This window comes from Blautia marasmi (genome assembly GCF_900258535.1).
Classification (GTDB): Bacteria; Bacillota; Clostridia; order Lachnospirales; family Lachnospiraceae; genus Blautia; species Blautia hominis.
The window spans coordinates 2,453,180-2,478,340 of the sequence record NZ_OIWX01000001.1; the positions used below are offsets into that span (position 1 = coordinate 2,453,180).

Sequence of the window (25,161 nt, forward strand, 5' to 3'; positions counted from 1 at the left end):
ATAGCTATGCTGTTTTTGGAAGAGACTTTGAGGAACATTGTGGATTTGGCAATCCTGTTATTTGAATATATTGGTGTGGGTATTATTATTTTTGCGGGGGTCCGGGGTATCATCCACTATATTAAGCGGGATCCCAATACAAAACTTCTCCTTGCAAAAGGACTTGCCATGGGGCTGGAGTTTAAATTGGGGAGTGAGATTCTGCGCACGGTGGTTGTGAGGGAACTGTCGGAGATCTATATTGTGGCGGGGATCATTGTGCTGAGAGCAATATTGACGATTTTGATTCATTGGGAGATTAAGAATGATGAAGAGAAGGAACAGGTAATGTGATAGCCTGTTCCTTCTCTTTGCTTAGTTTTGTACGGTGTATTATAAGGATACCAAGGCAACTCCTATTTTCTGAAGCAGGAAGGACTCCTTCCCAAATTACGTTTAAACACCTTAAAAAAATGCGATTCATACTCATATCCGAGAAGATAGGCAATTTCTTTATAAGGCATATCTGTCTGTGTGATAAATTCTACAGCTTTTTCCATTTTCAGCTTTTCTATATATTGATGCGGGGAGATTCCCAGCTCTTTTATAAAACAGCGGTATAACTGTGACGCACTTATATTGCATTCCTCCGCTAAATCCTGTACACGAAGGGGAATACGGAAATTGTGTTCAATAAAGCGTGTGGCGATTGTTACATAATTTTGTAATACAGGATTCAGACTGTCTTTATTATAATTTATAATACAGGCAGCAGCCTGATAAAAATGACCCAGAAGAACCTCCTGGGCACGCTGCGGATATCTCACTTCTTTGAACATAGATTCCATATGTGTGATAAGAGAATCATCTTTATCATAATGAAAGACCGGATTCTCAGCACTCAGATTCATGCGGTTAAGAAAATAGTCTGCCTTTTTCCCCCAGAAACCTACCCAATATACACTCCAAGGTTCTGTTTCATCGGCCTGATAGATAACCATAGTGCGGGCAGGAACAAGAAAACCGTCCTTAGCGTGAAGATGATAAGTGCAGTCATTTACTTTGTAAATACCCTGTCCGGAAATTATGTAGTGAAGTATATAGTATTCCCGCCAGTCATATCCGTAGGTATATCCGGCTGAATTTCTGGAGAATCCCACATTATTAATCACAATATCCAGATTTTTGTCAAAATCTTTTTCGTCCAGAAAGAAATCATTTGTAAACATAGTGCACATCCTTTACTTCATATTGACCTTTTATTACAGTTTAATATATAGTTTGTCAGAATGCAAGAAATGTATAATAAAATAGTGGATTTGTTGATGATAATAAGAAAATAAAAGTCTTATAATATGAAATATAAAACAGCGGATACCAAAGAAAAAAGACATGTATTTACTTCTAATAATCAGAAAAGGAGAGAAAAAAATGTATAAGAAAAAATTGGAAAAATTATTGGCGGCAGGGTTAGGCATCATGATTGGGATCACTGCATTGGCAGGATGCGGAAATGGCAGTGATTCCGTAAAATCAGGAGAAGAGGAGGGTGGTAAAGTAACTTTGACATTTTCTATATGGGATAAACTGCAGCAGGAGGGAATGCAGGATATGGTGAATGCCTTCGAGAAGCAAAATCCGGATATAAATGTGAAGGTAGAATACACACCGTGGGAACAGTATTGGACAAAACTTCAGGCCTCCGGAACAAGTGACAGTCTCCCGGATATCTTCTGGATGCATCCGGAACAGGTATATACATATGTGGATGGGGAAAAGCTTTTGGACTTGACAGATAGAATTGAGAAAAGTTCAATTGCGGATTTAAGTAAATTTCCCCAGAATATCAATGATGATTTTAATGTAGAAGGAAAGCAGTATGCAATTCCCAAGGATTACTCCACTTTCGGATTGTGGTATAACAAAGATATTTTTGACGCCCGCGGAATGGATTATCCGGATGACACATGGGACTGGGATAAATTGAAAGAGGCAGCCGGGCAACTGACAGATAAGGAAAAAGGCATTTACGGGCTTCTTGTCCAGTATAACACGAACGATGCTGCGTATCATTATATTTGGCAGAATGAGGGTGAAATTATCAGTGAAGATGAGACGAAATCCCTGTTTGATGATGCAAATACAATAGATGCTGTTAAATATATGGTCGATTTCATTGAGAATGGATATTCTCCGACGATGACAGACTATGCAAATACAACAGCCGACCAATACTTTGAGTCAGGAAAAGCCGCAATGCATATAGGTGGCTCCTGGATGGCCAGTGAATATATGGGGATTGAAGGACTAAACTGTGATGTGGCTCCATTGACGAAAGGAAAGATCAGAGCAGACCTCTGCGGAGGTATGGGATATAGCATAGCAGCTAATACACCTCATCCAGAAGAGGCGTGGAAGTTTGTAGAATATCTGTCGGGTGAAGAAGCTAATACAATACAGTCAAAGTCGGGCGCCGCTATATCAGCTTATAAAGGAACACAGACGTCATGGGTGGAACGTTTTCCAAAAATCAATGCGCAGGTATTTGTTGATGCCTCTGAATACGGATTTTCCAGTCAATATTGTGCAACCAGAAGTGAATGGGTCAACATAGAAGAGGATTATATGACACAAATTTTTTCGGGTACACTTCCTGTTGAAGAGGGATGTAAGGAATTGGCTGAAAAAATCAATGAAGTGCTTCAGAAATAAAGAGTTTTTTGTGATTTAGTTGGAACCGGCAGGAACAATTCCTGCCGGTGAGGGAGGCGGAAAATGAAGAAACAACATATGAAGAAGTATATGTGGGCATATGGATTTATTGCGCCGAGTTTAATCCTGATTTGTATTTTGAACTTGTGGCCGATCATCCAGACATTTTATTTAAGCTTAAATGAGGTTAAGGGATTTCAGAATCCGGTTTTTATAGGACTTTTAAATTACAAAACTTTGTTTCACGACAGTGAATTCTGGCGGTCACTTTTTAATACCTGCATCTATACAATTATAACAGTGCCGGTAGGTGTTTCGCTATCTTTGCTTACAGCTGTGTTTTTGAATATGTCTATCAAGGCAAAATCTTTATATAGGGTATTGTATTTTCTTCCTGTAATATCCGCGCCGGCAGCCGTAGCCATGGTTTGGAGATGGTTGTACAATTCGGAGTTTGGTTTTATCAATTATTTCTTATCTGTTTTTGGCATTCAGGGTCCTAACTGGATAGCGGACAGCCATACGGTTTTAATTTCTGTGATGATTGTCGGTATATGGTCATTAGTTGGGTATAATATGGTAATTCTTCTAGCCGGACTTCAGGATATCCCAAGGTCTTATTACGAAGCGGCCCAGATTGACGGTGCAACTTCTGTGAAACAATTTTTGCACATAACGGTACCTTTGGTTTCGCCAACCCTATTTTTTGTTGTCCTGACTACGATGATTAGTTCCCTTCAGGTATTTGATCATATTTTTATGATGCTGGACAGCACAAACCCTTCATTAAAGTCAGGTGAATCCATTGTATATCTTTTTTATAAATATACGTTTGCCAATAATAATAAGGGTTATGGTTCTGCCATTGCTACGGTACTGCTGGTTCTGGTATTAATTCTAACAGTAGTTCAAATGAAGGTGCAGAAGAAATGGGTCCACTATCAATAGGAGGGAAACATGGAAGAAATAGAAATAACTGAACTTTGCCCGGATATATGGGCTATTAACGAGATGGATAAGGTGACCATGTATCTTATCAATGGGACGAAAACAGCATTGCTGATAGATACCGGTCTGGGAATTACAGATTTAAAAAAGGTTATAACGGATAAATGTGGTGAGAAACGTGTAATGGTCATTAACACGCACGCGCATTTGGATCATAATTCGGGAAATAATCAGTTTGATACGGTATATGTAGGAAGATTTGATGAACCATATTCACATATACCGGTTGGAGAACAGGAGCGCAGAGTTATGCAGGAGTATTATATTGATCAGATACCTGTATGTGAAACTGCCAGGCAAAAGTGGGCACCCGGAATTGCAGGAAAAGTAAAGACTTTAAAAGATGGGGATATTATTGATATAGGTAAATATGTATTTAAAGTTTTGGAGATACCCAGCCACAGTATAGGCTCTATTGCTTTGATCGAGGAACACTTTCAGTGGGTTTTCACAGGAGATGTACTCCTTACCTGGGAGGCCTGGGGACATTTGGGACCTGGAATGCTCAGCCCGTCTGTAACCTTAAAAGAGTATAGGGAAAGCCTTAGGAAACTTACACATTACATAAGTGAGGAAACAAAAATATTTCCATCACATGGAAAAAGGGATAATCCTCACAGCTGCACACAATACATACTTCCATCAGAAATAGTTTATATTTATCTGGAGGGGATTACCAAAATCATTGACGGAAAATGGAAAGGGGATTTTTATAGCTGTGAATTTCACGATGGACTGGTAAAAAAATTTGACGTTGGCGGAATTGTATATGATAAAAGCAGAATAGGATAATGGGGTGGAGATATGAAAAGAAAACTGGATAAAAGCCATTTGGTGGTATATTTACTTCTGTCATTAGGAGCTGTTGTGATGATATTCCCTTTTTTGTGGAGTCTTCTTACATCATTTAAGTCCCTTTCAGAGTCTTTAAAAGTACCTCCTGCTGTTTTTCCGGAAACGTGGAATCCGGTAAATTATAAAGATGTGTGGAATACGCTTCCCTTTACAAGTTTTTTTGTAAATACAGTCCTTATGATATTGCTCAGAATTGTGTTTTCTACAATATTAAGCGCTTTGGCTGCCTATGCATTTGCACGTATGGAATTTCCTTTCAAAAATCTGCTTTTTATTCTGGTACTTATGCCAATGATGGTACCTTCCCAGATTTTTATTCTGCCCCAGTATTTAATTGTTTCCAATCTGGGATGGCAGAATACAATCAAGGCATTGGTTGTACCGGGTATTGCCAGTACATTCGGTATTTTTCTTCTGCGGCAGTTTTTCATGGGGATACCCAAAGAGCTTGAGGAAGCGGCAGTATTAGATGGCTGCAATCCGGGGCAGACATTTCTAAAGGTAATGTTGCCGCTGACGAAATCCGGGATAGTTTCTTTGGCTATTTTTACGGCACTCTTTGCTTATAAAGATTTATTGTGGCCTCTGGTTGTCAATACTTCGGTGGAAAAAATGCCGCTTTCTTCAGGACTGGCAATGCTTCAGGGGCAGTATACTACAAACTATCCGCAGCTTATGGCGGGATCAGTTATCGCGATCATTCCTATGATAATATTGTTTCTGCTTTTTCAAAAACAGTTTGTGGAAGGAATTGCTACCACGGGAACAAAAGGATAAAATTTATTGACAAAGACCTCTTTCTGTGCTAAACTGGACAAGCGACAGTGGAAGTAGGTCTTTTTTTTGTGCCTAATTTTCAGGAACAAAAGAGGTCTTGTCGCAGGAAACCGAAACGTTGCATGCGGCAGAGACGTGAATCTGCCGGAGATAAAAGACACATGGAGGTGGAGAAGTCGTGCGCGTAAAAATAACATTGGCATGTACTGAATGTAAACAGCGTAATTACAACATGACAAAGGAAAAGAAGAACCATCCGGAACGTATGGAGACAAAAAAATACTGTAAGTTCTGCAAGGCTCACACAATGCACAAAGAAACCAAATAATTGGGCTCGAGAGGTGAAGCTATGGATGCAGAAAAGAAAGTAAAAGCTCCTAAGAAGAACTGGACCAAAGGGCTTCAGGCTGAATTCAAAAAAATTATCTGGCCTGACAGGCCGACGCTGGTTAAACAGACGGTTGCGGTTGTAGCGATCACTGCCATCCTGGGAGTGCTCATTTCCGTGATTGACAGCGGCGTCCTGCAGATTCTGAATCTATTAATCAAATAAGGACAAGGTGATTTTATGTCAGAAACAAATTGGTATGTTGTACATACCTATTCAGGGTATGAGAACAAGGTAAAAGCCAACATTGACAAGACAATTGAAAACAGACACCTGGAAGATCAGATTTTGGAAGTCCGTGTTCCCATGGAGGACGTTGAGGAAATGAAAAACGGCCAGAAGAAGCTGGTGCAGAAGAAGATGTTTCCGGGCTATGTCCTTATTAACATGGTGATGAATGATGATACCTGGTATGTTGTAAGAAACACGCGCGGTGTCACAGGATTCGTTGGTCCGGGGTCAAAACCGGTTCCTTTGACAGAGGAAGAGATGGACCGTCTGGGTATCCGGAACGTTACAGTCCAGATCGACTTTGAAGAAGGTGACAGTGTTGTTGTTACAGGCGGAGTTTGGAAAGATACCGTGGGCGTTGTCCAGAGTATCAATGAATCCAAACAGATTGTGACAATAAATGTTGAGCTGTTTGGCCGCGAAACGCCAGTTGAAATCAGTTTCGCAGAAGTTAAGAAAATGTAACGAAGATGAAAGGGCCATACGTCACATGGCTCGTGGGAGGGAAATCCCCGACATTACCACATAATTAGGAGGTGCCGAAAAATGGCAAAGAAAGTAACAGGCTATATTAAATTACAGATCCCTGCTGGAAAGGCAACACCAGCACCACCGGTTGGACCTGCTCTGGGTCAGCACGGTGTAAACATTGTACAGTTTACAAAGGAATTCAATGCGAGAACAGCAGATAAGGGAGATTTGATCATCCCGGTTGTTATCACAGTATATGCGGACAGAAGTTTCAGCTTTATAACCAAAACTCCGCCGGCAGCAGTTCTGTTAAAGAAAGCCTGCAACCTGAAATCCGGTTCAGGTGTTCCGAACAAAACTAAAGTTGCTACAATTTCCAAGGCTAAGATCCAGGAAATCGCAGAGATGAAAATGCCGGACTTAAATGCAGGTTCCTTAGAAGCAGCAATGAGCATGATTGCAGGTACTGCAAGAAGTATGGGAATCACTGTAGAGGAATAAGGCCAGGCCTTGCCTTTTGAACTATTGAAACGAACGTGGGAGGGACATTCCCGCAATTACCACTAGGAGGTTATTTAATATGAAACGCGGAAAGAAATATGTAGAGGCTGCAAAAGCAGTTGATCGCGCAAACTTATATGATACAGAAGAAGCTATCGCTTTAGTTAAGAAAACAGCAGTAGCTAAATTTGACGAAACAATCGAAGCTCATATCAGAACAGGTTGTGATGGACGTCATGCAGACCAGCAGATTCGTGGTGCAGTTGTACTGCCGCACGGAACCGGTAAAACTGTTCGTGTATTAGTATTTGCAAAGAATGCCAAAGCTGATGAGGCTCAGGCTGCCGGTGCAGACTATGTTGGAGCTGAGGAACTGATTCCGAAGATCCAGAACGAAGGCTGGTTAGATTTCGACGTTGTTGTTGCTACACCGGACATGATGGGTGTTGTTGGACGTCTGGGTCGTGTACTCGGACCAAAAGGCTTAATGCCAAACCCGAAAGCCGGAACCGTAACAATGGACGTTACAAAAGCTGTTCAGGATATCAAAGCTGGTAAGATTGAATATCGTCTTGATAAAACAAACATCATTCACGTGCCAATCGGAAAAGCTTCTTTCACAGAGGAGCAGTTAGCGGACAACTTCCAGACGCTCATGGGAGCTATCACAAAGGCTAAGCCAAGCACACTGAAAGGTCAGTACCTGAAGAGTGTTACACTCGCTTCCACAATGGGACCGAGCGTTAAGCTTAACCCGGTTAAGTTAGCTCAGTAATAGATGAAATAAAAAGGGGCCGCCGTATTGAGAGATCAATGCGGCGGCCTCTTTTTATTCCTGCCCCTGTTCCAGCGGGAGAAAACTCTCTCTATACAGAAAGGAATAGGGAATATCGTGTTCAAACTCTAATCCTTTCTTTTCTATTTTGTTGACCAGAAGTTCCACTGCCCGGTACCCCATCTCATAGGAGTGTACATAGGTGGTGGTCAGTTTTGGGGAAAATTCTTCACCGCCCCGGGAGTATTGGCTGGTTGCCACAACCGCTATATCCTCAGGAATACGCAGCCCCATGGAACTTATGATACTGTAAGCATGGCTGCAGGTAGGGAACTGGTCGAGGTAAATAGCCTCCACAGGATTTTTTTGTGTAAGCAGTTCTTCCAGTGCATACTGAAAGCTTTTAGGATTGTAATAATCGTACATGACAAAGCGGCACTGGTCCTGGGACAGCCCTTTCTTCAACCGAAAATCTTCCACGATCTGGCGGCTGATCTCCACCATCTGCAGTTCCTGAGCCTGCATATAGCTGGTAAACAGCGCTGTATTTCGGTATCCTTTCTGATAGCAGATCTCCAGAAAATCCTGTTTGTATATTTCATGTCCTCCGTAGACGTTGCAGCCGTCCTTATCAAAGGGGAGCTGCACTCCCGTGTAAATAGTAGGGAAGCCGGAAGTGATAAGCTCCTCCATAAAATGCTGGTAACTGTTTCCCACAGCGGAAAAAATAAAACCATCCACTCTGCGGCGTTTTATGATCTGGCTGGTGGAAGCTGACGGGACGAAGGAACGGTTATCTAAAAGCAGATCATATTTCAGATGATTGGCCGCGATCGTGGCACCGCTTAGAAACTGGATCGTAAATTCGTCATTGGGCTGTTGTATACTCCAGAATGGAAGGACCAGTCCTATGGTGTGTGTCTGATTGGAGGCAAGGCTTTGCGCACTGGCACTGGGGGTATAACCCAATTCCTCCATGGCTTTTATGACCCTGGATTCCGTCTCGGCGGAATAACGTCCCTTTTTATTAATGATCCTTGAAATGGTGGCAATGGATAGATTGGTTGCCTGGGCTATATCATATATCGTAATATTTTTTTCAGATTCCATTTTTGATATCCTTTTCGTTTTGGTGTACTGCATGAAAGACAGAAGATCTGCCTCTGTTAGTATTACTTTAAAGGAGAAATCCCCATTTGTCAATAAGTTTGTGTAAACGGTTACGCAAAGCTTATAAAACATTATCAACAAAAAACAGCATTTATAATTGTGCAAAGAGTATAAAAAAATAAAATATCAGAAGAATATATTGACTAAAAAGCCGGTTTGATGTATGGTAACAGCATGAGAAAGCGCTTAACCACGTGCGCAAAAGGTTGTACGACCGATAAATACCTAAAATATCAGTTGATTTGCCGAATAAAGTGAATGATATAAGGGAACAGAGTAGCTGCACAAAGGTAATTTCTTATATTTTAAATGAGAAAGCGCTTAACCAAATAATGGAAAACGGAAAGGATAAGAGGATGAAGAAAAAAAGTTTGATCGCATTGGGAATGGCAGTTATGATGCTGTGCACGGCATGTCAGGGAGGCTCTGATGAGGCAAAAGCTGAGAGCAAAAAAGGGAGCGAAAAGACAGTCATGAACATCTGGATCGCGGGAAGCGGGGACGCGGATTCAGACAAGGCTTATAAGACAGTTCTGGATACATATTGTGAGAAAAATACAGATGTAGATTATCAGCTTACTTACATTCCATGGAGTGATTACTTTACAAAGCTGAACACAGGTCTTGCAGGTGCAAGCGGTCCCGATATTTTTATGCTGGGCTACGGGCAGATCGGTTCGGTGCAGAGGGCAGGCAATCTTTTGGATTTGTCTGAATATATTCCCCAGGATTGGGACGGATATGATGATTTTTATGAAAATATCCTGGAAATCTGCCAGCGGGATGGTGATTACTATGCTCTCTTCAAACCGTCCAACAGAACCATATTTTACAGAAAAGATATCGCAGAGCAGAATCAGGTTACAGAGGAAGAATTGAACATCAAGAGTCCGGAAGACTTTGAGAAACTGGTAGAGAAAATGACGGTCAGGGATGACAGCGGAAATGTGGTAACCTACGGACTGGAGATCGACCCGGATGAAGTACAGGAACTTTTTACCTATATGGGGATGTTTACGGACGAACCTGCCCTTTGGGATGACGATTACAAGGCAGTTTATGACCAGGATGCCGGCATACAGGCAATGGAGTACATGAATAAACTTTATGAATCCGGAAATGTATGCTTCCAGGATGCAGCTGCGGGAACTACAGGTGTGGCATCAGGCGTTGCTGCCATGGCGATTGACGCCAATCAGGGCTATGTGACAGACGACAGTGCATTTCCCGGACAGATCGGCTGTATAAAAAATGAGATGCCGACTCTGCTTATCGGAGACTACCTGGCGGCCAACGCCAACTCCAAGAATCCGGATACAGCGGCAGATATGCTCCTCCACATGTTCTCCAAAGATTCCCTGAAGCAGTTCGCTGAGATCGCAGGTCATTATTCCGGCAGAAAATCTTTGAATGAGGACTATATTAAGATCAATCCCGACTATGAAAATATTGTATATTCTTATGATAAATCCTTTTCCTACGGAAAACCCATGCATCCCAATTTTGGAGAGGCACAATCTAATATCGGACCTGCCATGGAATCTGTGTTTAACGGAACAGAGGCAGCAGCCGCGCTGAAGGACAGTGCTGCACAGTGGAATGCAGTTGTGGAGGCCAGTAAATAGGAGACTATATGATCATGAAAAAAATCGGGAAGAAAAGAGGAAAACTGGAACAGCAGAATGCAGCATATCTGCTGATCGCGCCCAGTTATCTCATATACACATTTTTCATTCTGATTCCTGTTATCTGGACCATTGCCATGTCTTTTACGGACTATGATTTAAGCAAAGCCCATTTTGTGGGAATCAGCAATTATATTCAACTGACAAAGGACCCTATTTTTGTTAAAAGTGTTGGGAACACGCTGTTTTATTGTGTACTGGCGATTGTACCGGCCATGGTTCTTGGGCTTGCGCTGGCAATGTTTCTGAATCAGAAGCTGAAGGGAAAAGGATTTCTGCGGACCTTGTTCTATTTGCCCAATATTTTTTCCATGGTGGCAGTGTCCATGGCCTGGCTCTATCTGTACGACACCACCTCAGGCATCCTGAATAAGGTGCTGAAAGATATTGGAATGCAGGCCGTGCCGTGGATCAGCAGTGCCTCTATGGCTATGATATCCATAGCGATCATGAGCATATGGAGTACCACGGGGTATAATATGATCTTGTTTTTGTCCGGACTTCAGGGGATACCGGATTATCTGTACGAGGCGGCCAGCATTGACGGGGCCACATCCTGGAAAAAATTTATTCATGTGACGATACCCATGCTGAAGCCAACCACTTTTTTTGTGTTTGTTATGGCATGTATCAATTCCTTCCAGGTGTTTGGGCAGGTGCTGATCGTGACAAACGGAGGGCCTATGAACTCCACCACAACCATCGCACATCAGATATACAGGAATGGATTTGAGTATTATAAGATGGGGTATGCCTCCGCGCAGGCAGTGGTGCTTATGGTGATAATCTTTGCGATCACGCTTATCAATATGAGATTTGGGGGAGGTGATGAGAATGACCTTGGCTGATATGGGAAAAAAGAAAAAGGAAAATCTGGTGAAGGGCATAAGCTATGCGGTTTTGATCATCTGGGTCCTCATCACGCTGGTCCCGATCATTTTTACGGTGTTGACAGCATTTAAGACAGACCCGGAAATATCTATGGCCAGCTTCAAATGGCTGCCCGAAAGCTTTGGGAACTTTGAAAATTTCCGTCAGGCATTTGCCATGGGGGACTGGTTCCAGTATTTTAAGAACAGTTTATTTATAACAGCAGTTACCGTAGTGGGCAGTCTGATCTTTAACTCCATGGCCGGATACGCATTCGCAAGGCTCAAATTCAGAGGCAGAGAGTTTCTGTTTATGAGTGTTCTGCTGGGAATGATGGTTTCTCCCCAGTCAATCATTATACCCCAGTATGTGATGATGCGCTCAGCGCCGTTTTTCGGAGGCAATAACATACTGGGCCAGGGAGGGACAGGACTTCTTGACAGTTATGGTTCCCTGATCGTGCCATTTTTGGCAGGTGCGTTTGGTATCTTTTTGTGCAGGCAGTTTTATTCCACATTCCCTACATCCCTTGACGATGCGGCCAGAATAGATGGGTGTGGTGTTATAAAGACTTATTTTGTCATTTATCTGCCCCTCTCCAAGACCATACTGGCAACACTGACGATCTTAAAATCAGTTGCCACATGGAATGACTTTTTTTATCCGCTGATCATGACCCAGTCTGAGAAAATGAAAACGGTACAGCTTGGGCTGCAGATGTTCCGGGGCAGTTCCATGACGCATTACAACTATCTGATGGCAGCCACCATCATTACAGTAATACCGATGGTGATCGTATATGCCTGTGCGCAGAAGTATTTTGTGCAGGGAATTGTATCATCAGGAATGAAGAATTGAGAGGAGACTGAATTATGAAAGCAATTATGGTGATGTACGATTCCCTGAACCGTCATTTCCTTCCCAACTACGGAAATGAGCTGACTAAAATGCCTAACTTCCGGCGTTTGGGGGAGAAATGTGTAACCTTTGACAATTCCTATGTAGGGAGCCTGCCGTGTATGCCTGCAAGACGTGAACTGCATACAGGCAGACTGAATTTTCTTCACAGGGGTTGGTGCCCTCTGGAACCCTTTGATGACTCCATGCCGGAGATATTGAAGAAAAATGGTATCTATACCCATCTTGTCTCCGACCATCAGCATTACTGGGAAGACGGGGGAGCGACCTATCATACCAGGTATAATTCCTGGGAATGCTCCAGAGGGCAGGAAGGTGATCCCTGGAAAGCGGATCTGAAAGTCAGGGCAGAGGATCATCCGGGTTCCTTTGGGCCATTTCCCAAAGATCCCATCGGATATAATATGAGGCGCCAGGACTGTGCTAACCGCAGACATATAAAAGAAGAAAAAGACTTTCCCCAGGCTAAGACCTTTTCCAATGGCCTTGCGTTTCTCAGGGATAATAAGGATTGCGACAACTGGTTTCTCCAGATTGAGACCTTTGACCCCCATGAACCTTTTTTCTCGCCTGAAGAGTACCAGGAACTATACAGGAAGGACGGGGAATCAGCCACTCCTCTTGACTGGCCTCCCTACGGCCCTGTTACGGAGGATAAAGCGGTGGTTTCCGGAGTGCGGAATAAATACAGGGCTTTGCTGAGTATGTGTGACCACTATCTGGGGCAGGTCCTTGACCTGATGGATGAGTACCGGATGTGGGACGACACTATGCTGATCGTGAATACAGACCATGGGTTCATGCTGGGAGAACATCTCTGGTGGGCAAAGGGCATTATGCCTTTGTATAACGAGATGGCCAGGACCCCTCTTTTTATATGGGATCCAAGATGCGGTGCCGAAGGGGAACGCAGGCAGTCGTTGGTGCAGAATATTGATCTGGCTCCCACCCTTCTTGATTATTTCCAGGTGCCTGTTCCGGAGGATATGCAGGGATTTGCTCTGAAAAATGTGATAAAAGAAGATACGCCTGTGAGGAAATACGGTATCTTCGGTCTGTTTGGCTCAATGATCAACATCACGGACGGCAGATTTGTGTACATGAGGGGGCCGGCAAAAAAAGAAAACCAGCCTTTGGCGGAATATACACTTATGCCTACCATAATGCGTTCCAGAATGGATCCGAAGAAACTGAAGGATATGAAGCTGAGACAACCTTTTTCTTTTACAAAGAGCTGTCCGGTACTGGAGATCCCGTCCGCCGAGGAGTGGGGCGCAGTGGCATCCTGCTTCCGGTACGGGGACCTTCTGTTTGATCTGGAGAAAGACCCGGAACAAAAGCACCCCATAGATGACCCGGAAAAAGAGGCAGAGCTGATCTGCGCAATGATACAGCTCATGAAGGAAAATGATGCTCCGCAGGAGCAGTTCTGCCGTATGGGTTTTCCTAAGGAGGGAGATGTAACTTCAGAGAAAGTCCTTGAGATGAGAGCAGACAAGGAAGCCTATGACCCGGTGAGCGGATTGGGGGATTTCCGGTGGGAGGAGCCTGTAAAATGGCAGTTCTCGGCCTTGAAAAATGTGGCATCTCCTTATATGAAGGAAGAAGAACTGGTAAAACGGTTCAGGGAATTCTGCCGTGAGGACAGTATTGGATGCATTGACAGGAAGGTCATGGAACGCTTTATCAATTCGATCATCCCTGAAGCGGACAGGGAGAGCGTCTGCTTCACCATGGAGATGGCATACAGATTAAACTGACAGGGAATGCGAGGAGAAAAAAGTGCCTGCACTAAATGTAATGATAAAGCCTGCCTCAGGTTTATGTAATATGAGGTGTACCTACTGTTTCTATACAGATGAAGTGAATCACAGGAAAATGGGGAATCTGGGGATCATGTCCCCGGAAACCCTGGAAAATGTTATCAGGAAATCCCTGGAGTTTGCAGAGGGTGTATGTACATTTGCTTTTCAGGGCGGCGAGCCTACGCTGGCGGGCCTGGCGTATTTTAAAAGAGCGGTGGAGCTGGAGAAGAAATATAACCGGCATTCTGTGGTGATCCAAAATGCGCTGCAGACAAACGGATATCTTTTAGATGAAGAGTGGTGCCGTTTTCTTGGAGAAAACCATTTCCTGGTGGGGCTGTCCATAGACGGGATCCGGTGTACACACGATTCCTGCAGGAAGGATAAACAGGGAGAGGGTACCTTTTCAAAGGTGTTTTCCTCTGCACAGATGCTGAAGGACCACAAAGTGGACTTTAATGTCCTGACGGTAGTCAATAAAAAAACCGCGCCCAGGATCCACAGGATTTACCAGCAGTATCAGAAATGGGGGTTTTCCTTCCAGCAGTATATCGCGTGTCTGGACGCTCTGGACAGCAGTGCGCAGAAAGAAGCCTACGGCCTGGAACCGGAACTGTACGGTCAGTTTTTGATCGAACTATTTGAATTATGGTATGCGGACTACCAAAAAGGTACACAGCCTTATATACGGCAGTTTGAAAACTATATTGGGATTCTAATGGGCGGTTATCCGGATGCCTGCGAACAGAACGGGGTCTGCGGCCTGCAGAATGTAGTGGAGGCGGACGGCAGTGTATATCCCTGCGATTTTTATGTGCTGGACGGATATTCCATTGGGAATCTGAATGAGGATTCCTTTGGGGAAATATATGAAAAAAGGGCAGCATCAGGGTTTGTGGAACGTTCACAAAATCAGAGCGGGCAGTGTAAGGACTGCCGTTACTATTCTGTATGCCGGGGCGGCTGCCGCAGAAACCGTGTGGAAGAGGCCGGGGGTGGGGCTGTAAACTGTTTCTGCAGATCGTATCAGATGTTTTTTGACAGATGTTATGACAGACTGTATCTGATCGCAGAACAGTTATCACACAGATATTAAAGGAGACTGCATATGAAATTTACAGATGGATACTGGTGTGTGAAAAAAGGAATCACACCGCTTTATGCGGCAGAATATTCCTCCCATAAAGTGAAAGATAAAGAGCTGGTCCTCTATGCACCCGGAAGGCATATTGCGGACAGAGGGGACTGCCTGAACCTTGGGATGCTGACCATCCGCCTGACCAGTCCCATGGAAGATGTCATTAAAGTCACAGTTACGCATTTTGAGGGGATAGCATCCAGGGGTCCATTTGCGGAAACAGTCCGGTGTTCCCCTCATGTTGTCATAGAGGAGGATAAAGATACCCTAAGTTTTCAGAGCGGGAATACAAAGGCAGTTGTGGACAAAAGGCCGGATTCCTGGGGGATCCGTTTTCTTGACGGGGACAGGGAACTGACCAATACCGGTTTCAGAAACATGGCATACATGAAACAGGAAAGAGACGGCAGGGTATATATGACGGAACAGCTGGCCCTGGATGTGGATGAATACATCTATGGCCTGGGAGAACGCTATACCCCCTTTGTAAAAAACGGGCAGAGTGTGGAGATGTGGAATGAGGACGGCGGAACCGCCAGTGACATCACCTATAAAAATATCCCCTTTTATTTGTCAAACAAGGGATACGGGGTACTTCTTGACGAGGAGGGAGATGCCTCTTATGAGATAGCCAGTGAAAAGGTGGAAAGAGTACAGTTTTCGGTTGAGGGGGAGAGACTTGCCTATTACATCATAAACGGGCATACGCCCAAAGGCACGGTATCCCTGTATACAGAGCTGACGGGTAAGCCTGCACTTTTGCCGGCCTGGTCCTTTGGCCTCTGGCTTACCACGTCCTTTACAACAGATTATGATGAGGAGACAACCGGCAGTTTTATTCAGGGAATGGCAGACTGGGATATTCCCCTTCATGTATTTCATTTTGACTGTTACTGGATGGAGGCCTATGAATGGTGTAACTTTACCTGGGATCCGGCCACATTCCCCGACCCCAAAGGGATGCTTGACCGTTATCATAAAAGGGGGCTTAAAATATGCGTGTGGATCAACCCGTATATCGGCCAAAAGTCCCCACTCTTTCAGGAGGCTTTAAAAGAGGGGTATCTGCTGAAAAAGAAGAACGGAGATGTATGGCAGACCGATATGTGGCAGGCCGGTATGGGGATCGTGGATTTTACAAATCCGAGGGCAGAGGTTTGGTATCAGAACAAGCTTAAAGGGCTGCTGGATATGGGGGTGGACTGCTTTAAAACGGATTTTGGTGAGCGGATACCTGTCAGGGATATAGCATATTATGATGGTTCCGACCCGGTGAAAATGCACAATTACTATACCTACTTATATAACAAAGCGGTATTTGAACTGCTGCAGAGGGAAAGGGGGGAAGGGGAAGCTGTTCTTTTTGCCCGCTCTGCCACGGTGGGAGGGCAGAAATTTCCTGTACATTGGGGAGGTGACTGTTCCGCTTCCTATGCGTCCATGGCTGAGACGATCCGCAGCGGCCTTTCTCTTGCGTGTGCCGGTTTTGGATTTTGGAGCCATGACATAAGCGGATTTGAAAGTACAGCATCCGCGGACATCTATAAACGCTGGTGCCAGTTTGGGCTTTTAAGTTCCCACAGCCGTCTGCACGGTTCCTCCACCTACCGTGTGCCCTGGATATTTGACCGGGAGGCGTGCGACGTCCTGCGAAAATTTGTAAAGTTAAAGTGTGCTCTGATGCCATATCTCTACAGACAGGCAGTGAAAACCCATGAGGAGGGTATTCCCCTCATGCGGCCCATGTTTCTGGAGTTTCCGGGAGACCGCTGCTGTGAAACGCTGGACAAGCAGTATATGCTTGGCGATTCACTCCTGGTGGCCCCTGTGTTCAAGGAATCCGGGGAGGTTGAATATTATCTTCCGAAAGGAAACTGGGTGAATCTGCTGACAGGGAATTCCTACATGGGAGGAGGCTGGCAGAAAGAGACCTATGATTACTTTACGCTTCCTCTCTTAGTCCGCTCCGGCAGTATCGTGCCTGTGGGAGCGAACTGCCAAAGGCCGGATTATGACTATGCAGATGGGGTAAAGCTGCTTCTCTACTTTCCGGATGATGGTTGTGAAGAGGAAGTTTTTGTCACAGATGTAAAAGGGTCCACAGTTATGAAGGTAAGAGCAAACAGGGCAGGCGGGACCATTAAGTTAAGGGCAGAAGGAAGATGCAGGAATTTTACCTGTGAAGTTCTCGGAGAAGAAAAATTGAAAGTTGTACTTGAAGAATAGATAGAAGCAGACGGCATAGTTGCGAAAACAGCCGTCTGCTTTCTTATAAGGGCAATATAATGGAAACCTGAAAGATATGCCCTTCCTTTGCAAATTCCACAGTCCCCTGGTACTGCTGGACTACTTTTTTTACAGACTCCGTTCCGATTCCCGGACCGTCATGTTTGGTGGACTGGAAGGTTCCGTTTTTCTCTTTCAGGGGATTGGAGAATGTGTTTTCAAAGCGGACCAGCAAGCCTGCCTCCCTGTATTTTCCCCGTATTTTTATGGAGGGATGCTGTCCCCGGTATTCCATGCAGGCCTCATAGGCATTTTCCAGGAGGTTTCCGAAGAGGATGGAGATATCAGCATCTTCAATCTGAAGCTCCGCAGGCATTTCCAGCGTGGCGTGAAAGGTAATATGATGCTCACTGCACTGGCCTTTATAATACTGGAGCAGAGCATCCGCGATGGGATGGGCGCAGCATGTCTCCCTGCGGGCGGCTGCCTGGCTGATCTCACAGCTTGACAGATAGCGCATAGCCTGTTCCGATTCCCCGTTTTCCAGAAACTGATACAAAGTGCGCAGATGATGGCGCATATCGTGCCTCTGTCTTGCAGATTCTGCTATCTTTTCGGTCAGCTCACTGTAGTGCACCTTCTGGACCGCAACCTGTGTGGACAGCCGCTTCTTCTCCTCCTCATAAAAACGGTTCAGCCTGTAGGCGTCCGCAAGCTGTGACCAGAGGAAGAAGGCACCGGATGTGACGGCAATAAGGCTGCAGTATTCAGGGAAAAATCCTCCGTACTTTGGTTCGTAAAGGGGAAAGAGCCTGTCAGCCCAGAGCGATATACAGACAATGCCCGTCAGGATGGGTACAAAGGAGGAAAAACCCTCCCCGCAGGCTCCGGCATATACAACATTGGCCGCCAGGTACAGTGACACAAGGATCTTCACGGTTGTTACAGAGTATGAGAAGACGCAGTGTACCATTGCGGAAGAACCTCCGAAGGTACCATATACAAATGCCGCCCCGCTGAAAAGCAGCACAAAGACTGAAAATACCCGGTATCCCTTAGCCTGGCAGTTTAAGAATATGTTCTGCAGATAAACATACAGAAAGTAAATAGCGTATGTAGTGAAAAGTTCAATGCCATACCACACGGATCTTTCCGTACTGAAAAATGTGTAGAAGACCGGGTAAGAGATATAAACAGTAACCAGCAGGGACATGAGTGAAAAAAGTCCTGCCCTTTTATCGCGCAGTTTCAGAAAAAAATAGGCAGAAAATATGCACAGCAGAAAGACCAGAATGATCACGGCGCTGTGTAGAAACAACCGGACATACTGGTATTTCCATACGTTTTCTTCCGGGCCGAATATGGGCGGGTAAGTCATGCCGCTGTAAAAGTGGCTGGCATTGGCAGTTTGGATTACGATTACCGTCAGGCCCTGGGATGAGAAAGAGACGGTCTGTATACCGGTCTCCCTCTCCCGGGTATCCGGGTTTCCCATGCCGGCAAGCAATGTGCCGTTGATATACAGCCGATAGGAGGAAAAGATCTCCGGCAGATACAGAGAATACACTCTGCTTTCGGATGGGAGTTCTATACACAGCCTATAAGTGGCTTCCCCGTAGGGGGACCTGTTTTTATCTCCCAGGGAAAAATCGTTATACTTTCCTATGGTGATAAATTCCATGGGGGTTTCCGGAAGACCCTGTTTAAAGTCATCTGGAGTAAGGAGGGCTCCGGGATAAAACTGCCACTGGTTTGTAAGATAAAATAAATCCCCGTCCAGGGAATCCCGGTCGGGGCATAGAATTCCACTGATTGGCTGGAGGCAGTTGTCTGTGTATTTGTTGTCTTGTTTATACAGAAAAAATAAGACGAAAGAAAAACAAATAACACTGGCGGAAAAGAGCAGCATGGTCCGTATCAGATTTTTATGTAGTCTCATATTTTGTTTTTCACCTGCTTTCTTTTGGAACGCAGAATATAAGCGGCGGGCACCACAGCGGCCGCTGCCAGCAGCAGGGCGGCTGGGGCGGACTTTCTTATGGGCAGACTTTTTTGCGGCGCGTTCTCCCGGTATTTCAGCTCATAAAACCCGCATGACGGTATTTCAAAAGACGCGTATCCGCTTATTTCCGTTATCACAATATCTGTTTTTTGACCGTCTAGATACAAGGTATCAGGCAGCGGCTGTCCGTTTATCCGCATGGTGGCTTTTATACCTGATTCAAGTGATATTTCTTTGTTGTTTACCAGGATGCGCAGACGGAAGGAGAGGCTGTCAGATTCTTTGATCTCAACAGTCAGGATATCAGATTCCCGGATGTCTAGATCCTTCAGAAAAGAGGCAGGTATTTTTATGGTGATATTTTCACCGGTGAAGGGAATGTAATCCCCATATATACGGTACAGATAGGACAATCTGGAGCCGGAAATTTCAGTGACGCCTTTTTCCACCTTTTCTGAGGGGAGTGCAGAGGAGGTACCGGAGGTCTTTCGGTTGTCTTTTAAAGTGTTTTCCTCCGGACTGTCTTTGGATTCCTCCGGATCCGTTTCTGTATTATCCGCACTTTGGGGATCACTGTCGGGCACAGCTTCATCTTCTACGGTATTGTCTTCCGGCTTTTCCTGTGTCGTACCGGCGGGAGGGTTTGACGGGACGTTATCTGCAGGCGTCTCATCACCCGGCGGCTGCTGCGGAACCTCCCCGGCAGGCGGTGTGCCGCTGCCGTTTTGGACGGGAGGTGCCGGCTGGCTGATCTGGGGAGTGTCCGGTGTCTCTGTGGAATCTCCGCCGTCCCGGTTGCCTTCCATGGACGAATACTCCACATTTGTGCCATCATCCAGAATGCATATAATATTGCTGCTGTATTTCCCCTCGGCTTTAAAATAGAAATAGTAATACTTATTCAAATGCAGTTGGCTGCGGTTGATCCTGACACTGCCAGGAACCAGGCTGACGAAGCCGGGGGTATCACAGGGGATAAATGGATCGTAGGTAATAGAATCCTCGGCAAGAGGGGTTTCACTTACAAGATAGTAAACTTCAAGGTCATTCCATATGGCCGGTGTTCTTGAAAGATCCGCAACAAAGAAGTTGGGAAAAACGGTGGTTATGAAAAAGTTCCAGTTTTCTCTGTGGACGACATATATAGTTTTTGTATAGCGGGTATTTTCGTCCGCAATATAATAACAGTCTTCATATTCCTCATTCATGGTAAGGGTTAAAGTAACCGGATAGGTTCCCTCGCGGCTGATGTCCACGGAACTGAAGTCCCAGTTTATATCAAGAACGGCCGCCTGAGTCAGATCAGAGGTTAGTCCCAGCCATTGGCTGTAGGCTGAGGACTGAAGGTCGGAAATATAATTTTCATCGTCCTTATATACGATCTCCGGATTCAGCAGGCTGCTTAGAGGGGTGACAGCGTCCAGATTGACGATTTCTCTTTTTTCATCCGTTGGAAGTATATTGATGGTGACATGTACAGTGGGAATCTGCAGTCCTTCTGCAAGGCGAAAACCATCCGGTACCATGATCTTTCCCGTCAGCTCATACCTGCCGGGTACGTTTGTGTCAATGGAAAAATGGATATTATGGTATGCAGACTCGGTTTGCGGCTGTCCGTCCGCATACCAGTCCATCTGCAGAAAAAAGATTTTGTCTGAAGATAGGATAAAGGGATCCTCTGAGCAGGCGGTAACCGTCATCTTGGAAACAGACTCCATGACGGCAGAGAGGTCATCCCCTGAAAAGACGGAACATTCCATAAAGTTTTCATAATCGTCCTCAGGGGAAAAAGAACGCAGAGTGATATCTGCAGATCCGGCCTGCACCGGGATCATATGCATTATTGCCGTAAGGAACATAAAGGTTAAAAGAGCCAGAAGTTTTTTTCTCATACGTTTCTCCTAAACACGTTCAAAAGCAACCTGCAGGAACGCGGACTTTGTATCCCTTATCTTATTTCTGCTCACCGGTATCTGTTCGCCGTTTTGCAGGGTGAGGGTATCTTTCTCCATGCGTTTTATCTTTGTAAGATTTACCAGAATGCCTCTGTTACAGCAAAAGAACCGATAATCCTTCAGCAGCGGCTGTGTAAGCTCAGAGAAGGAGGTTCTGGAAGAGACGGTGATCTGGATATCACTCATATGTATGATGGTGTTCCGGCATGAAGTAATAATATAATAAATTCTGGAATAGGGAATGTCCAGCTCCTGTCTGTCTGATCTTACATGAAGATAACGCCGTGACAGCACAATTTGTTCCAGGCACGGTCCCAGTATCTTATGAATCATGTCTTTTTGCAGGGGCTTCACGATATACCGCCATGCCCGCACATCATATCCTTCCGCCATATAGTCAGGGCTGGTTGTCAGGAAGATGATAAAACAGTTGGGGTCTTGGTCCGCAAGGTGTCTGGCAGCGGTCATTCCATCCATTTTCTTTAAATAAATGTCCATGAAGCATATATCAAATTCATCCTTTTCAAAAACCCCAAGAAAATCTTCGGCGCTTTCATATTCACACAGATCCGTTTCAAGATCCAAAGTATTCAGATAGGGGATCAATACATTCTTTAACTCATCTCTGTCTTTTTCTTGATCATCTACAATTGCAATTTTCAAGTTTAACACCTCCAGGCATAAAATTCCACTATTATTATAGCATGTAAAACTTTCGGGTGTATTTACCATTCCAACAACAAAAAAGGAATTCGTGCACCATTTAAGATGGTTTGTTGTATTGTGTATATAGGATGTACATATCAGGTACAATAACAGATGACAGAAGTAAATGCAAGGTTCAGGATGTGACAGAAAGGCTGGTTGATTATGGAGTGCAGAAATGCGGCGGCAACGTTTCAGATGGATGAGGACGGTCTGGTAAAGGGCTACGAGAACTACCTTTTAGGGGAAGAGAGGAGCAGGAATACCATTGTCAAATATGTGCATGACCTGAGGTCATACTTTATGTTCCTTCAGGGGGAGACAGTTACAAAGGAAAGCCTGCTGTGCTGGAAGGAAAAACTGACACAGAGTTATCTGCCTGCCAGTGTGAATTCTATGCTGGCAGCAGTAAACGGGTTTCTTGAATGGGCCGGGTATCCCCAGTACAGGGTGAAACCGCTGAAGATTCAGAGGGAGATCTTTACGAAACCGGAAAAAGAGCTGTCAAGAGAGGAGTATATCCGGCTGGTGAATGCTGCTGAGCAAAAACAGAACCGCCGTCTGGCCTTGATCCTGCAGACGATTTGTTCAACAGGCATACGGGTCTCGGAGCTGCAGTTTGTAACACTGGAGACAGTAAAAGCAGGACGCGCGATTGTGGATTGTAAAGGGAAAAAACGTATCATTTTCCTTCCAAGGGCCTTGAGCCGTGCCCTGCAGGTGTACTGCCGGGAGCAGGGGATCAGAAAAGGAGTTATTTTTTGTACAAAAAACGGGAGGCCGCTGGACCGCTCTAATATATGGAGAGACATGAAGAATCTGTGCTGCAGTGCAGGGGTTGAGCCGGAAAAAGTGTTTCCTCATAACCTGCGCCATTTATTTGCAAGGACCTATTACCGCATGGAAAAGGATCTATCCAGGCTTGCAGACCTGCTGGGACATTCCAGTGTGACCACGACCCGCATCTATACCATGGAAAGCGGTACGGAACATGCCAGACAGGTGGACAAGATGGGGCTTGTTGTGTTGAGAATATAAAAAAACCACATAATGATGGTTATGTGGTCACGATTCTGAGGATCAGACTTCTGTGCATCCCACAAAAGAAGATTTCATTAAAAATAGACACAGGAAGTAAACCGGCGCATGTATCAGGATGCCTCCGGTTTATTCTCTGTGTCTTTTCCCATGTTCTCCGGTATAAAATATTGTATTTTAAGAGGAAGCATGATAAAATTGCTATGTATTCAAGTTTAAAACATTTGTTTCTATGACCACATAACCATCATTATGTAGTCTTCACAGGATAATGAAAAAGGAGGTGCGGAGTTTGAAGGATAAATTACTGGACAGGCTGGCAAGAGAAAACGGCACAACAATGCTGTCGGACCTGCACGGCTGCATCAGCAGGATAAAGATCCATGACGCAGTGAGCAGGATTTCATCTCAAGAGTATCCACAGGAAGAGTGGGAGGAGGCAGCAGGGTATATACTGGGCAAAAAAACTCCGCACTTTAATAACGCCCAGGCAGCCCGCCAGTATCTGTGTGATCGTTTAAAAGGGGTCTGACAAGGAGAATTCTGTACAGAGGAGCAGCCAGTTCTGGCGGAAAGACCGCATGAGCTGCCAGTAATCTACTCTGGGAAACCCGAATTCTTTTACGAGCTGGAATTTGGCCAGGATACTGCGCACATCCTCAAACCATACAATATGGTCTGTGCCCCGGTCATTATATTCAAAGAAGGGGGCCTGTGATATTTCGTCATACTGTATGACGGCATTATTGGCAGCAGCGATGGCCACAGCCTGCTGGTTTCCTATGGTTACGGCGGCTGTTTCTCCCCGGACAAAGGGAAGAGGCCAGTCATATCCGTAGTTCGGTATGCCCATGGAAATCTTTTCAGGGGGGATTTCCGTCACCGCGTATTCTAAGACCTGCCTCACCGAAGGTATGGGAGCAACAGCCATGGGCGGACCGTAGGTGTAGCCCCATTCATACGTCATCAGCAGCACCGAGTTTGCCGCTTCCCCCAGAAGTCTGTAATCCACCCCCTCATACAGAAGTCCCGGCTGGTCCGCAGATATTTTAGGCGCCAGTGCCACGGAGACCGTGATTCCCACTGCGTTCATCCTCCGGGTCAGTCTCCGCACAAATTCCACATAAGCCAGCCGGTCCTCGGCTCTTATATACTCAAAATCCACATCTACTTCAGAATATCCTTTATTCTGTACCGTTCTCTGTATATTTTCCATGAGATTTTCCTGAACTTCCATATTCTGAGAGGCAATGGTGACCAGATTGCTGTTAAAGGTTCCTGCTTCTGTAAAGGGTGTCAGCACAAAGACAGCCTTGGTGCCGTATACCCTGGCTGCGTTCAGCAAAGGCTCATCATAAATGGGGATCAATTCGCCGGATTCGGTAAAGCCATAGGAAAAAATGGACAGATATCCCAGATAGGGAAGCGTTTCCCCTAACAGCCTCATATTGATAAAAGGATAAGCATAACCGTCCGCAGTTAAGGGTCTGTCTGACTGGTCCTTGTAACGGATGACCAGATACTGTCCCTGCCGGAGGAACGGCTGGCTGGTGAGGAAGGGATTATTCCGCACGATCTGCAGAGCGGGGACGCCGTACAGGTCCGCAATAGAGGGGATGGTCTCGCCCGGCGTGGTTTCATGGATCAGATCCGGCTGAAGAACAAGGAGGGCCTGGCCTACAACCAGGTGGTCCTGCTCACTTAGCTGGTTGTCAAAGGAAAGACGGCTTGGGGATACTGCGTACTGTGCAGCAATGTTGCTGAGGGTTTCACCTGGAGCCACAACATGTATGATCATAAAAATACCCTTTTCTTTTAGTTTATGTGAGGAACGGAAAATGTTTAATCAAAGGGTTTATTAAAGTTTTAGTCAAAATGGTTGAAAATGTTATAAATGGAGTCGAATATGAAAAAAATCGCAGCGGCTGTTGTGATACTATATAAAAAATGGG

At 45.1% G+C, this 25,161-nt stretch carries 24 protein-coding genes; 18 read left to right on the forward strand and 6 right to left on the reverse strand.

Annotated elements, in window-relative coordinates; all coding sequences use genetic code 11:
* Positions 1-6 precede the first annotated feature (6 nt).
* Positions 7-333 carry a DUF1622 domain-containing protein gene (locus C6P39_RS10615; RefSeq protein ID WP_095174996.1) on the forward strand — a complete coding sequence of 109 codons (327 nt, stop codon included), beginning with the start codon at positions 7-9 and terminating at the stop codon, positions 331-333.
* Positions 334-395: 62 nt separating this feature from the next.
* On the opposite strand, the gene C6P39_RS10620 is transcribed toward C6P39_RS10615, so the two are convergent.
* A complete protein-coding gene (locus C6P39_RS10620; RefSeq protein ID WP_158661527.1) occupies positions 396-1,208 on the reverse strand; it encodes an AraC family transcriptional regulator in 813 nt (270 codons plus the stop codon).
* Between the two features lie 202 nt (positions 1,209-1,410).
* On the opposite strand from C6P39_RS10620, the gene C6P39_RS10625 reads away from it, so the two are divergent.
* From C6P39_RS10625 to rplA, 9 genes are all read left to right on the forward strand, one after another.
* The gene (locus C6P39_RS10625) at positions 1,411-2,691 is read left to right on the forward strand and encodes an ABC transporter substrate-binding protein (RefSeq protein ID WP_104803768.1); all 1,281 of its coding nucleotides are present in this window, start codon (positions 1,411-1,413) and stop codon (positions 2,689-2,691) included.
* A 63-nt stretch (positions 2,692-2,754) separates the two neighbouring features.
* Positions 2,755-3,639 (forward strand): carbohydrate ABC transporter permease, encoded by an 885-nt coding sequence (locus tag C6P39_RS10630; RefSeq protein ID WP_104803769.1) that lies wholly within the window; start codon positions 2,755-2,757, stop codon positions 3,637-3,639.
* Between the two features lie 9 nt (positions 3,640-3,648).
* A complete protein-coding gene (locus tag C6P39_RS10635) occupies positions 3,649-4,491 on the forward strand; it encodes an MBL fold metallo-hydrolase (protein ID WP_104803770.1) in 843 nt (280 codons plus the stop codon).
* 12 nt (positions 4,492-4,503) lie between these two features.
* Entirely contained in the window at positions 4,504-5,331 is an 828-nt protein-coding gene (locus tag C6P39_RS10640; protein WP_095174991.1) for a carbohydrate ABC transporter permease, read from the forward strand.
* 178 nt (positions 5,332-5,509) lie between these two features.
* The gene (gene rpmG / locus C6P39_RS10645; protein WP_018597038.1) at positions 5,510-5,659 is read left to right on the forward strand and encodes a 50S ribosomal protein L33; all 150 of its coding nucleotides are present in this window, start codon (positions 5,510-5,512) and stop codon (positions 5,657-5,659) included.
* Between the two features lie 21 nt (positions 5,660-5,680).
* Positions 5,681-5,884, forward strand: a complete 204-nt coding sequence (gene secE, locus C6P39_RS10650) for a preprotein translocase subunit SecE (protein WP_065543582.1) — start codon at positions 5,681-5,683, stop codon at positions 5,882-5,884.
* Between the two features lie 15 nt (positions 5,885-5,899).
* Positions 5,900-6,415, forward strand: coding sequence for a transcription termination/antitermination protein NusG (gene nusG / locus C6P39_RS10655; protein ID WP_065543581.1), 516 nt, complete (start codon positions 5,900-5,902; stop codon positions 6,413-6,415).
* A gap of 81 nt (positions 6,416-6,496) precedes the next feature.
* On the forward strand, positions 6,497-6,922 hold the full coding sequence (rplK, locus tag C6P39_RS10660) for a 50S ribosomal protein L11 (protein ID WP_018597035.1): 426 nt from the start codon (positions 6,497-6,499) through the stop codon (positions 6,920-6,922).
* Between the two features lie 79 nt (positions 6,923-7,001).
* The gene (rplA, locus tag C6P39_RS10665) at positions 7,002-7,697 is read left to right on the forward strand and encodes a 50S ribosomal protein L1 (protein ID WP_033139666.1); all 696 of its coding nucleotides are present in this window, start codon (positions 7,002-7,004) and stop codon (positions 7,695-7,697) included.
* Positions 7,698-7,751: 54 nt separating this feature from the next.
* Here rplA and C6P39_RS10670 read toward each other — a convergent pair whose 3' ends face one another.
* Positions 7,752-8,807 carry a LacI family DNA-binding transcriptional regulator gene (locus tag C6P39_RS10670; RefSeq protein WP_158661528.1) on the reverse strand — a complete coding sequence of 352 codons (1,056 nt, stop codon included), beginning with the start codon at positions 8,805-8,807 and terminating at the stop codon, positions 7,752-7,754.
* A 416-nt stretch (positions 8,808-9,223) separates the two neighbouring features.
* Here C6P39_RS10670 and C6P39_RS10675 point away from each other — a divergent pair, with 416 nt between their 5' ends.
* The 6 genes from C6P39_RS10675 to yicI are packed head-to-tail and all read left to right on the forward strand — an operon-like array spanning position 9,224 to position 17,509.
* Positions 9,224-10,492 carry an ABC transporter substrate-binding protein gene (locus tag C6P39_RS10675; RefSeq protein WP_158661529.1) on the forward strand — a complete coding sequence of 423 codons (1,269 nt, stop codon included), beginning with the start codon at positions 9,224-9,226 and terminating at the stop codon, positions 10,490-10,492.
* A 14-nt stretch (positions 10,493-10,506) separates the two neighbouring features.
* Positions 10,507-11,400: a carbohydrate ABC transporter permease gene (locus C6P39_RS10680; RefSeq protein ID WP_242987009.1), complete on the forward strand. Its 894-nt coding sequence runs from the start codon at positions 10,507-10,509 to the stop codon at positions 11,398-11,400.
* Positions 11,387-12,280, forward strand: coding sequence for a carbohydrate ABC transporter permease (locus tag C6P39_RS10685; RefSeq protein ID WP_095174987.1), 894 nt, complete (start codon positions 11,387-11,389; stop codon positions 12,278-12,280). Before C6P39_RS10680 ends, C6P39_RS10685 begins: the two co-directional genes overlap by 14 nt.
* A gap of 14 nt (positions 12,281-12,294) precedes the next feature.
* Positions 12,295-14,100 carry a sulfatase gene (locus tag C6P39_RS10690; protein ID WP_104803772.1) on the forward strand — a complete coding sequence of 602 codons (1,806 nt, stop codon included), beginning with the start codon at positions 12,295-12,297 and terminating at the stop codon, positions 14,098-14,100.
* Positions 14,101-14,122: 22 nt separating this feature from the next.
* Complete coding sequence (locus tag C6P39_RS10695; RefSeq protein WP_104803773.1) at positions 14,123-15,241, forward strand: anaerobic sulfatase maturase; 1,119 nt, start codon at positions 14,123-14,125, stop codon at positions 15,239-15,241.
* Positions 15,242-15,253: 12 nt separating this feature from the next.
* Positions 15,254-17,509, forward strand: coding sequence for an alpha-xylosidase (yicI, locus tag C6P39_RS10700; RefSeq protein WP_104803774.1), 2,256 nt, complete (start codon positions 15,254-15,256; stop codon positions 17,507-17,509).
* Positions 17,510-17,552: 43 nt separating this feature from the next.
* Here yicI and C6P39_RS10705 read toward each other — a convergent pair whose 3' ends face one another.
* The 3 genes from C6P39_RS10705 to C6P39_RS10715 are packed head-to-tail and all read right to left on the reverse strand — an operon-like array spanning position 17,553 to position 22,129.
* Entirely contained in the window at positions 17,553-19,448 is a 1,896-nt protein-coding gene (locus C6P39_RS10705; RefSeq protein WP_104803775.1) for an ATP-binding protein, read from the reverse strand.
* Positions 19,445-21,403, reverse strand: a complete 1,959-nt coding sequence (locus C6P39_RS10710; protein ID WP_104803776.1) for a hypothetical protein — start codon at positions 21,401-21,403, stop codon at positions 19,445-19,447. The genes C6P39_RS10705 and C6P39_RS10710 overlap by 4 nt, the downstream gene beginning before the upstream one ends.
* A 9-nt stretch (positions 21,404-21,412) precedes the next feature.
* Positions 21,413-22,129, reverse strand: a complete 717-nt coding sequence (locus C6P39_RS10715; RefSeq protein WP_158661530.1) for a LytR/AlgR family response regulator transcription factor — start codon at positions 22,127-22,129, stop codon at positions 21,413-21,415.
* Positions 22,130-22,336: 207 nt separating this feature from the next.
* Here C6P39_RS10715 and C6P39_RS10720 point away from each other — a divergent pair, with 207 nt between their 5' ends.
* Positions 22,337-23,209 (forward strand): tyrosine-type recombinase/integrase, encoded by an 873-nt coding sequence (locus C6P39_RS10720; protein WP_242987010.1) that lies wholly within the window; start codon positions 22,337-22,339, stop codon positions 23,207-23,209.
* 292 nt (positions 23,210-23,501) lie between these two features.
* Complete coding sequence (locus tag C6P39_RS10725; RefSeq protein WP_095174980.1) at positions 23,502-23,741, forward strand: hypothetical protein; 240 nt, start codon at positions 23,502-23,504, stop codon at positions 23,739-23,741.
* Here C6P39_RS10725 and C6P39_RS10730 read toward each other — a convergent pair.
* Positions 23,727-25,007 (reverse strand): glycosyl hydrolase family 18 protein, encoded by a 1,281-nt coding sequence (locus C6P39_RS10730; protein WP_104803777.1) that lies wholly within the window; start codon positions 25,005-25,007, stop codon positions 23,727-23,729. The two genes, C6P39_RS10725 and C6P39_RS10730, sit on opposite strands and share 15 nt — an antisense overlap.
* Positions 25,008-25,161: the final 154 nt, after the last annotated feature.